We start from the raw sequence: 10749 nt of genomic DNA, 5'->3' as shown, positions 1-10749 counted from the left end.
GACTTAGCATGGGCGGAGTATGTATGGAAAGCAAATCTAATGATCGGCTTGTTCAACCTGCTGCCTATTCACCCACTTGACGGAGGAAAGCTGCTGCAGGCGGCATTAAGCTACACGGTTAACTATTATAAAATGCTTATTTGGAGCGCGCGAGTCAGCTTGTTTTTTAGTGTGCTGATGATCATCGTCTCCTTGCTTCCATGGTTAGTGTATAAGGATGGGATTCAACTCAATCTGCTCATTGTCGGCCTATTTCTTGTGATGACGAATTGGACGTACTATCGTAATGTTCCGTATTTGTTTTATCGTTTTCTGATGTACCGGGAAAGGATCACGCTGCAGGCGCTGAGGCTCGGACACATTGCAAGTCCTTTAATCGTAAGCGGCAAGCAGTCAATCATCTCGGTAGCAAGGCTCTTTCAAAGGGAGCGATATCATTTGATATACATGGTGGAGTCGCACAGCAAGGAGGTCAGAGTGCTTCCGGAGCAGAAAATTGTAGAAGGATGTTTGTCCGAAAATAATCCGAATCGTGCAGTGTCGGAACTTTTCAGTTAAAATAGATGAAAAGCGTACGGGCAGGTGATATTCAGGAATGAAGCAAATGTTGATGCACGTTAACGGTGAAATGCTGCAAACCGCTGTACTGGAAAATGGCCGCCTAGTCGAATTTTTTATGGAAAAATCAAAAGCAAGCAGTTTGGTTGGCAATGTTTATAAAGGTCGTGTCGTGAACGTGCTGCCTGGCATGCAGGCGGCTTTCGTAGATGTAGGACTAGCTAAAAATGCATTTTTGTACATTGATGAGCTGCTCCACCCTCATTTGGAAAAACAGCCAGCTGAAAAGCCGCTCATTCAAAATATGGTCAAGCCGAGGCAGGAATTGCTCGTACAAGTTATGAAGGAGCCGCTGGGAGGCAAGGGCGCCCGTGTCACTACACATTTTTCACTGCCTGGCCGGTTTCTTGTTTATATGCCAAATGCCGATTATATTGGCGTTTCCAAAAAAATCAGTTCCGAAAGCGAGCGGTCGAGATTGCGGGCCATCGGCGAGAAGCTGCGTGAGCTGGAGGAAGGCATTATTTTAAGAACGGCGGCTGGAGCTGAAAGCGAGCTGTCTTTGCATGCCGATGTCGCTGGGTTAAGAGAGATTTGGCAAAGCATTTCGGAGCGAAGCGTGGAAGCGACTGCGCCAAGCGAGCTGCATAGAGAGGCAGGTCTCATGCGGAGGGCTGTACGAGACACGCTTACGATGGATATGGATGAAATATGGATAGACAATGMGGAGAGGTTTGAGGAAGCGTCAGCTCTGCTGGAGGAAATGACCCCTCAGCTTCGTGAGCGGTTAAAATGTTTTGAATCAAGGCAAGGCAATTCTTTATTTGATACGTATCGTGTGACGGAGCAGGTAACGAGAGCGTTCGAGCGCAAAATTCAGCTTACCTGCGGGGGGCACCTCATATGGGAAGAGACGGAAGCTCTGACGGTTATTGATGTGAACACAGGCAGATTTATTGGGACATCTGGCCTTGAGGACACTGTGTTCCGCACGAATATGGAAGCAGCAGACGAGATTGCAAGATTGCTCCGAGTTCGAGATGTAGGCGGCATTATTATTATTGATTTTATTGATATGGAGCAGGACAACCATCGCGAGCAGGTTATGCAAAGACTCGTAGAGAAAGCGCGCAATGATCAAACCAAATGTACGATTTTGGGCTGGACAAAGCTCGGATTAATTGAAATGACGCGTAAAAAGGCTCGTGAGAATGCTGTCCATCAACTGATCGAGCGCTGTGAGAGCTGCGGAGCGCACATAAAATGATCAGAGTTGTATAAATAGTTTAAATTTTCTTGTTGGATGAATTGATATAGCTTGCATAGTATGGTACAATCTTTGGGTGTGTGTCTCGTACCTCATTGGAATGGGACGTACAAGTACCGCTCCGATTGGGTAAACAAGCGTTTACGGCGCATGCCGTGAGCCACMTGAATTAGGCGAGTCTTCGAAAATAAGGAGGTGCACCAACAATGTTCGCAATTATCGTAACTGGCGGCAAGCAATACAAAGTTCAGGAAGGCGATGTAATCTACATCGAAAAACTGGATTCTGAAGCAGGCGAAAGCGTAACGTTTGATCGTGTTTTGGCGGTTTCTAAAGGTGACGGTCTTGTAACTGGAACTCCGGTTGTTTCCGGCGCTACAGTAACAGGCAAAGTCGAGAAACAAGGCAAAGGCCAAAAAATCATCGTTTACAAATACAAAGCCAAAAAGAACTATCGTCGTAAGCAAGGTCATCGTCAACCGTTCACAAAAGTAACAATCGAGAAAATCCAAGCGTAAGAGGAATTTCTATGATAACAGTTACCTTTGTACGAAGAGCCGCTGACAGACGTATCGTATCATTTGCGGTCGAAGGACATGCTAAATATGCGAAGCCCGGCAAAGATATCGTTTGTGCGGGTGTATCAGCCATCTCGGTTGGTACCGTTAACGCGATCGAAGCTCTAGCGGGAGAGGAGCTCCCTGCCAAGATGAAGAACGGCTGGCTATCGTCGGATATTCCGACGCTTGCAGACGAGGCTTCAGACGGCCGGATGCAGCTGCTGCTGGAATCGATGGCGGTTATGCTTGACACTATTGCAAAATCATACGGCAAGCATGTCGTTATTCATGAACATCTTAATGCGTAAGCATTCGGTGCAGGTTTGTTTTACAAGCCTCTAGTTCATGCTTACGGTGCAGCTTTGCTCACCAATCCTTTAGAAGGAGGGAATAACTATGTTGAAACTGAATCTTCAGCTCTTCGCTTCGAAGAAAGGTGTAGGTTCCACTAGAAACGGACGTGACTCACAGTCGAAACGCCTTGGCGCTAAACGTGCTGACGGTCAAACCGTATCTGCTGGAAGCATCTTGTTTCGTCAACGCGGAACAAAAATTCACCCAGGAACTAACGTAGGCATCGGGAAAGACGATACGCTTTTTGCATTAGTAGAAGGCGTAGTGAAGTTCGAACGTTGGGGACGCGACCGCAAAAAAGTGAGCGTGTATCCAGCTGTTCTTGCTCCGGTAGCTGCAGCAGTAGAAGCTTAATACAACCTTATATATGCAACAAGCCCCGGCCTGCATCGCTTGGCCGGGTTTTTTTATTCCATGGCTGATGACCGTAGGACGGCTGCGTGATATACTGGATAAGCAAGCAAAAATGCCTAAGGCGTCTTGGACGCTGAAGCAGCTTTGACGGGGAAATATAATATATTCGTTATTATATTTTCGGGAAATACGAAGAAAGTAGGTTTAATCGATGGGACGCTTAACAACGGTGAAATATTACGCGGCGGCAACCATTTTGTTGCCATGCGCCGCTGTACTTATTTGGCCCAATCAAGTGTGGTTAACTGCTGTCTTTCTCGTTTGGCTTATAGCTGTTGCGACTTACTGGATACGAACGGAACGGAAAGAGCACGCAGAGCGGACTGCGCGAACGATTCAATCGTTGCAAAACTCTGCAATACGAACTCTCAATCATCATCGTCATGACTGGATGAACGACCTGCAAGTCGTGTTTGGCTATATTAGGCTCAAAAAGCTGGATAAAGCCGCCGAGTATGTGGAGAAAATAAGTGAACGGATGGCTGTGGAGAGCAGTATATCCAAGCTAGGGGTTCCATCACTGATTAGTTATATTCAATCGTTTCGTACGATATCGAATTCGCTGGAGTTACAAATTGTAATTAAAGGCGACATTCATTTAAACGAAATAACGGCAGATGCCGATCAAATAGCCGAAACGCTCATTCATACGATTAACGCATATCGGTTTGCGGCTAAGCCTGGCTATGGTAATGCTGCTGTTCTTACGCTGGAGCTATCGCTGGATGAGGATGCACTGTATGCAGCCTTCTATTATGATGGCGAACTAATGAATGAACAGCAATGGAAGCAAAAAATACAACAGCAGTTGGAAGGCGCGCCAATGCAGCCGATCAACTTCGAGCAGCCGTATGCAAAGGTGTTGCTGAGGGCGGAAATGCGCGCATGAACGGGGGCACATCATGTTTGTCGATAAAGCGAAGATATTTGTAAAAGGCGGCGACGGAGGCGATGGTATCGTTTCTTTTCGCCGTGAGAAGTATGTAGAGCAGGGCGGTCCTGCAGGTGGCGACGGAGGCCGAGGCGGCGACTTGATCTTTCAAGTTGACGAGGGTTTGCGTACACTGATGGACTTCCGCTATCAGAAGCATTTCAAGGCTGATCGCGGCGAGCGCGGAAAAGTAAAAAGCATGCACGGAGCGGGCGCTGATGATACAATCGTACGGATTCCGCCCGGTACAATAATCGTTGATGATGATACGCAAGAAATTATTGCAGATATGACTCGTCACGGTCAACAAATCGTTATTGCAAAAGGCGGACGCGGCGGACGTGGCAACATTCGCTTCGCTACGCAAAACAATCCAGCTCCTTATATTTCGGAGAATGGTGAAGAAGGACAAGAGCGCTGGGTTGTTCTTGAGCTTAAAGTAATGGCAGATGTAGGCCTTGTTGGTTTCCCAAGCGTAGGCAAATCAACCCTGCTATCTGTCGTTTCTGGCGCTAAGCCGAAAATCGGCGCATATCACTTTACGACCATTACACCGAATCTAGGTGTTGTAGACGTTGGCGATAGCCGCAGCTTCGTAATGGCTGATTTGCCTGGACTTATCGAGGGAGCGCATGAAGGCGTTGGTCTAGGTCATGAGTTTCTTCGTCATGTAGAGCGGACGAGGGTTATCGTTCATGTTATCGATATGTCAGCGTCTGAAGGACGCGATCCTTTTGATGATTGGGTGAAAATCAACGAGGAGCTTGTTCTCTATAATGAGAAGCTAGCAGATCGTCCGCAAATTATTGCTGCAAACAAAATGGACATGCCGGATTCTGAGGAGCAGCTTGAGTTATTCAAGCAAAAGCTCGCAGAAGTTAGCGGTGAACGTCAATATGAAATTTTGCCAATCTCCTCGCTAACGAAAAAAGGCGTACAGGAGCTACTATATAAAGCAGCTGATATTCTTGATACGGTTTCAGAGGAAGTTGAAATCGCGGATGTGAAAGATGTTGCTGAGCGTAAAGTTTATACGTACGAGAAGCGCGAAGAAACGACTTTCACCATCCATAAGGAAGATGAAGTGTTCGTTATTGTTAGTGCTGGCATTAGCAACTACATGAAACGGATGAATTTGACTTCTTATGATGCAGTTATGCGTTTTGCACGCACGATGCGCAAAATGGGTGTCGATGCCGAGCTTCGCAAGATGGGGGCAAAAGACGGCGATATGGTTCAAATCGGCGACTTTGCTTTTGAATTCTTCGAGGGCAGCGACTATAATCCGAATGGCTAGAGCATTCGCACATATTAACAAATGAAGACGGCGAAAGCCGTCTTTTCTTGTTTTGCCTATTGCCCCAAACTGTATATTTCGATATAATGTCCACTATAGGTGAACAATTGTCTTTTTGAGGAGGACGTATAGTGACGAAACGCTATTATGTCGTTCGAGAGGATATTTTACCGGAAGCGATTATGAAGACGATACAAGTGAAGGAGATGCTTGGCCGAGGAGATGCGGCAACCGTACATGAGGCGGTTGAACGTGTTGGACTTAGCCGAAGCGCTTTTTATAAGTATAAAGATGGTGTCTACGCGCTAAATGAGCTGGAACGAGAACGTATTGCGACCATTTCTATGGATTTGGAGCATCGTTCAGGCGTACTCTCCAACGTACTTAGCATGGTGGCGAGCCAGGATGGTAATGTGCTGACGATGAATCAGTCCATTCCGCTCCAAGGTTTCGCTAATGTCGTCATTTCGGTCGATATTTCGCAGCTTTCCGGAGAACTGTCATCGCTGGTTGAAATGCTTCGCAGTCAACCAGGCGTGCGTAAAGCTTCGGTCATCGGACAAGGATAACAGAATTGATAATGGAGGGTATATATGAAGCCGGTTAAAGTTGGTTTATTAGGTCTTGGTACAGTTGGTACAGGTGTAGTTCGAATTGTTGAGGGACATCAGGATGATTTGGCAAGTCAGGTCGGTTCGCCGATCGTAATTGAAAAGGTACTCGTTCAAGACAAAAGCAAATCGCGTAATATTGCAGTGGATGCAAGCAAGCTAACTGAGGATCCTTGGGAAGTCATCCGCCATCCTGAAATTGATGTTATCGTTGAGGTTATGGGCGGAATTGGGCTTACGAAAGAATATATACTAGAAGCGCTGTCCCTTGGCAAACATGTCGTAACGRCAAATAAAGATTTGATGGCAATGCACGGTCCTGAAATATTGGCCAAAGCCAAAGAAAACCGCTGCGATGTTTTGTATGAAGCAAGCGTAGCCGGCGGTATTCCGATTATTCGTACACTTGTCGAAGGTTTCGCCTCCGACCGCATTAATAAAATTATGGGCATTGTGAACGGCACAACGAATTTTATTTTGACAAAGATGAGTCAAGAAGGCGCTTCGTATCTAGATGTGCTTAAAGAAGCGCAGGAGCTTGGTTATGCGGAGTCAGACCCGACATCAGATGTCGAAGGACTTGATGCAGCGCGCAAAATGACAATTCTCGCTACGATCGGATTCCGTGCCAATGTTGCGCTTGAGGATGTATCCGTTCAAGGCATTTCATCGGTATCCAAAGAAGATATTTTGTACGCGAAGCGTCTTGGCTATGAAGTGAAGCTGCTTGGTATCGCAGAGCGCCAGGATGATTTGATCAGCATCAGCGTTCAACCAACGATGGTGAAGCAATCGCATCCTATCGCATCGGTAAACGGCGTGTTTAACGCGGTTTATGTATATGGCGAAGCTGTTGGTGAAACGATGTTCTATGGCGCAGGCGCGGGTGAGCTTCCGACTGCTACGTCGATCGTATCCGATTTGGTGGCCGTTGTGAAAAACCTGAAGCTTGGTGTGAACGGCATGCAAGGAAGCCTTGCTTATAAAGAGAAGAAGCTCAAGACTGACGAGCAGATCTCATCTAAATATTTCATTCTGCTTAAAGTGGCAGATCGTGCCGGCGTTCTTGCACGCATAACGCAAGTATTCGCTGACTTTGAGGTCAGCTTGGAGTCGGTATTGCAGCAGCCGACACCGTCTAATCCGGAAGCTGAGATCATCATCATCACTCATGACGCGAACAAAGCGGCTATCCAGAAGGTGCTTGCTAAGTTTGACTCATTGGATGTCGTTCATAAAGTGAAAAGCGTCTATCGCGTAGAAGGATAAATCTTATGAACAATCGCAGAGTAATCGTAAAAATACCAGCAAGTACAGCAAACCTCGGACCAGGATTTGATACGCTGGGGATGGCTCTTTCGCTATACGCTTGGATTGAAATGAGCATCTCTGAACGAACGGAATTCCAGTTTTACGGCGATCAAATGAATGGATTGCCAAAGGACAAAACGAATTTAATCTATAAGGTTGCGCAGCTTGTGTTCAAAGAAGCAGGCGTATCCGTGCCAGAGCTCTCGATTTCGATGCATAGCGATATTCCGCTCACTCGTGGACTAGGCAGCAGCGCGTCTGCAATCGTAGGCGCTCTGGTTGCTGCGAACGCATTGATTGGCAGTCCGCTCACGGATGATAAGCTGTTTCAAATGGCAACAGCGCTGGAAGGCCATCCGGACAATGTCGGCGCGTCACTATACGGCGGCATTGTCGTCTCGGCTTGGGATGGGGAGCGAGCAGATTATGTTAGAATTGAGCCGCATCACAAGCTGAAGACGCTTGTCGCGATTCCAGCCTTTCAGCTGTCGACGGAGAAGGCGCGTCATGCGCTTCCGTCTACAATCAGTATGGCTGACGCCATATTTAACGTCAGCCGCAGCTCTTTGCTCGTCGCAGCGCTTGCTGGCGGCGAGCTAGGTATGATTCGCCATGCGATGAAGGATCGGCTGCACCAGCCTTACCGTGCAGCCCTGATTCCCGGCATGGCAACTATACTGGAGCGTGCGGTAGAGCACGGCGCGCTTGGTGCTGCGCTAAGCGGAGCAGGGCCGACGCTGATTGCATTTGTTGAGGATACGGAAGCCGGTGCTGCACACAGCTCGGGCGAATCCATGCTTGAAACATTTCTGCTTGATACGCTAAAGCAGGAGGGCATTGAAGCAAATACGCTATGGCTGTCGCCAAGCGCTCAAGGTCCTCAAATTACGATAGAGGATATTTCTTCGCAGCCTGCGATTCCTCTTCCGGATCGAATTAAAGGAGATATGAAGCGATGAAGACGATAGCGGTTTTACCTGCTGGCTCCGTATCGGATGAGGCAGCAAGACATTTATTCCGCGGTGAAGAAATAAACTGGAAGCATCATCGGCTAATATCCGATGTGTTCCTGTCTACTGTCAATGGAATAAGTGATTACAGCATCATTCCGATCGAGAATACGATTGAGGGTTCTGTTAGCCTTCATATGGATTGGCTTGTACATGAGGTTGATATTCCGATTCAAGCGGAGTGGGTTTATCCCTCCATTCAAAATTTGATCGGCCGGCAATCTGAACTGTTAAACGATAATGGCGAAATGGACTACTCACGTATTACTAAAGTGATCAGCCATCCTGTAGCGATCGCACAGTGCTTGCAATTTCTGCGTACACATCTTCCGCATGCGGTTACAGAACATGTCAGCAGTACAGCTGAGGGCGTTAGAATCGTTCAAAACAACCCGAATGCCGGTTTGGCAGCTATTGGCACGATGACAGCTGCTGCGAACGAGAAGCTTGATGTTCTCACAAGTGAGATTACAGATCATGATAATAATTACACTCGGTTTTTGCTGGTCGGATCAGAGCCCTATACCGATCGTAAGTCCGATAATATAAAAACGAGCATATTAATTACATTGCCAGAGGATTACCCGGGAGCGCTCCACCAGGTTCTTTCTGCTTTTGCATGGCGCAAAATCAACTTGACCCGAATTGAATCGCGCCCGACGAAGAAGAAGCTCGGCAATTATTATTTCTTCATCGACATTGATATGGCTCTTGATACCATTCTGCTTCCTTCAGCCATTCAAGAAATTGAAGCAATCGGATGTCAGGTTCGCGTATTAGGAAGCTATCCAAGCTTTACTGAATTCAAGAAATAAGCATAGCTGGTTGCTCTAAAGCGTAGAATGAAACGATACATGAATAGAAAGCCGAGTTCACTCTGATGGGTGAACTCGGCTTTTTACTATTTTTTTTGTGAAAGTGGAGACACCTGCCCATATTCTGCATAGGATGTAAGGATTGATAATAGGCATTAGCAGTGCCTGGTTATTCAGAACGTGACAGGAGGTTAACAACGAGTGAAAATCCATATTGTGAAGAAAGGCGAGTCGTTATACTTTATCGGCCAAAAGTATAATGTATCGCTCGAAGAGCTTTTGAAGCTGAACCCGGGTATTACGAATCCGGACGCCATTGATGTTGGCATGAAGCTGARAATTCCTTCAAGCATCGCGGGCGGCGCAGGAGGTGGAATGGACATCATGCATCAGCATATTGTGAAACAAGGTGATACCCTTTGGAAGCTCTCGAAAGCTTGGGGCGTGCCGCTCGCGGATATGATTAAAGCGAATCCGCAGCTCAAAAATCCGAATGTATTGCTTACTGGTGAAGTTGTGAATATTCCTAAAGTAGGCGAAACCATGACTGAAGGAACTGGTGGCCAAGGTACTGGAGGTACTGGACAACAAGCTGGACAGAGCGTGGCACAAAACACGGGAGGTCATCACGCCCTTCACCCAAGCTCAATCATGCAAGGGGTACAGGGCTGGGTCGGAAAGCTTTCTACAGCGCCTATTATTGGAAAAACACCAACAGCTCCAATTGCAGGCAAGACGCCAACTGCGCCTATTGCACCAGCAMCGGTAGCCCCTGCTCCTGAAACGCCTGTTGCACCTGTTCAAGAGAAAAAACCAACAGCACCTATTGTGAAGCCAGTAGAACCAGCTCCTCTTCCTGCCCCTAAGGCGGCAGCAGTTGAGCCAGCCAAAAAGGCGCTGCCGATCGAAAAGCCTGTTGAGAAAAAGCTAAAACCGATTCATTCCGAATACAAGCCAAATGTTGATTTATTCAAGCAATATGGCATCCCAGCAACCGAAGCATTATCCTTGTATGATTTGCCAAAAGCACCTGAAGCAATCTCGCCAGCTGCACAACAGCCTACTTACGGAGGATATGGGCATCATCAGCCAATGATGACTATGCCAGCTCAGATGGGATATGGTTACGGGCAACCGATGACCATGCCAATTCAGTCGGGGTATGGATTTGGTCAACCAATGACCATGCCTGCTCACATGGAACATGGCTACGGTTACGGAGATTGGCATCAACCTGTACCATTCGGAAGTACGGTAAGCCCAATGCATGAAGGCATCGAGGCGCCATTTGAGTGTCCGCCGGGGATGGTATTTGTCGGCAGTTACCCATCTCCATCCAGCATGCCTATGGGCGTTGGCCCTGAATGGGGTTATGGTTATCCCATGATAAATCCACTCCAGCATGGCATGCAGGAAAAAGGTCAAATGGTAGCCGGAACTTCTGCTTTCCCGAACCAAAGCATGGTATCGCCGCTGGCAACACAGCCAAACCAAGGCATGGTATCGCCGCTGGCAACACAGCCGAACCAAGGCATGGTATCGCCGCTGGCAACACAGCCRAACCAAGGCATGGTATCGCCGCTGGCAACACAGCCGAACCAAGGCATRGTATCACCGCTGG

12 protein-coding genes are annotated in these 10749 nt (G+C 47.5%); all 12 read left to right on the top strand.

All coding sequences use genetic code 11. The features are described 5' to 3' along the window. A partial coding sequence (locus AC1DSE_RS21825; RefSeq protein ID WP_477528176.1) for a site-2 protease family protein occupies window positions 1–558 on the top strand: 558 nt, incomplete at its 5' end. A gap of 37 nt (window positions 559–595) precedes the next feature. Further along, complete coding sequence (locus AC1DSE_RS21820) at window positions 596–1825, top strand: Rne/Rng family ribonuclease (protein WP_477528175.1); 1230 nt, start codon at window positions 596–598, stop codon at window positions 1823–1825. 206 nt (window positions 1826–2031) lie between these two features. Beyond that, window positions 2032–2343 carry a 50S ribosomal protein L21 gene (gene rplU, locus AC1DSE_RS21815; protein WP_053374798.1) on the top strand — a complete coding sequence of 104 codons (312 nt, stop codon included), beginning with the start codon at window positions 2032–2034 and terminating at the stop codon, window positions 2341–2343. 11 nt (window positions 2344–2354) lie between these two features. Next, window positions 2355–2693 (top strand): ribosomal-processing cysteine protease Prp, encoded by a 339-nt coding sequence (locus tag AC1DSE_RS21810; RefSeq protein WP_054027239.1) that lies wholly within the window; start codon window positions 2355–2357, stop codon window positions 2691–2693. An 88-nt stretch (window positions 2694–2781) separates the two neighbouring features. Further along, entirely contained in the window at window positions 2782–3093 is a 312-nt protein-coding gene (rpmA, locus tag AC1DSE_RS21805; protein WP_076270851.1) for a 50S ribosomal protein L27, read from the top strand. A gap of 211 nt (window positions 3094–3304) precedes the next feature. Then, window positions 3305–4042: a Spo0B domain-containing protein gene (locus AC1DSE_RS21800; protein ID WP_076270850.1), complete on the top strand. Its 738-nt coding sequence runs from the start codon at window positions 3305–3307 to the stop codon at window positions 4040–4042. Between the two features lie 13 nt (window positions 4043–4055). Then, the gene (obgE, locus tag AC1DSE_RS21795; RefSeq protein ID WP_076270849.1) at window positions 4056–5381 is read left to right on the top strand and encodes a GTPase ObgE; all 1326 of its coding nucleotides are present in this window, start codon (window positions 4056–4058) and stop codon (window positions 5379–5381) included. 131 nt (window positions 5382–5512) lie between these two features. Beyond that, the gene (locus AC1DSE_RS21790; protein ID WP_076270848.1) at window positions 5513–5950 is read left to right on the top strand and encodes an ACT domain-containing protein; all 438 of its coding nucleotides are present in this window, start codon (window positions 5513–5515) and stop codon (window positions 5948–5950) included. 24 nt (window positions 5951–5974) lie between these two features. Next, window positions 5975–7261 carry a homoserine dehydrogenase gene (locus AC1DSE_RS21785; RefSeq protein ID WP_477528174.1) on the top strand — a complete coding sequence of 429 codons (1287 nt, stop codon included), beginning with the start codon at window positions 5975–5977 and terminating at the stop codon, window positions 7259–7261. Window positions 7262–7266: 5 nt separating this feature from the next. After that, entirely contained in the window at window positions 7267–8262 is a 996-nt protein-coding gene (gene thrB, locus AC1DSE_RS21780; protein ID WP_477511929.1) for a homoserine kinase, read from the top strand. Beyond that, window positions 8259–9128 (top strand): prephenate dehydratase, encoded by an 870-nt coding sequence (pheA, locus tag AC1DSE_RS21775; protein ID WP_477511930.1) that lies wholly within the window; start codon window positions 8259–8261, stop codon window positions 9126–9128. Before thrB ends, pheA begins: the two co-directional genes overlap by 4 nt. Before the next feature lie 201 nt (window positions 9129–9329). After that, window positions 9330–10749 (top strand): LysM peptidoglycan-binding domain-containing protein (locus AC1DSE_RS21770; protein ID WP_477528173.1); only part of this gene is annotated, 1420 nt, incomplete at its 3' end.

This window comes from Paenibacillus sp. 01L418 (genome assembly GCF_056400045.1).
This window is presented reverse-complemented; position numbering and strand designations above follow the sequence as displayed.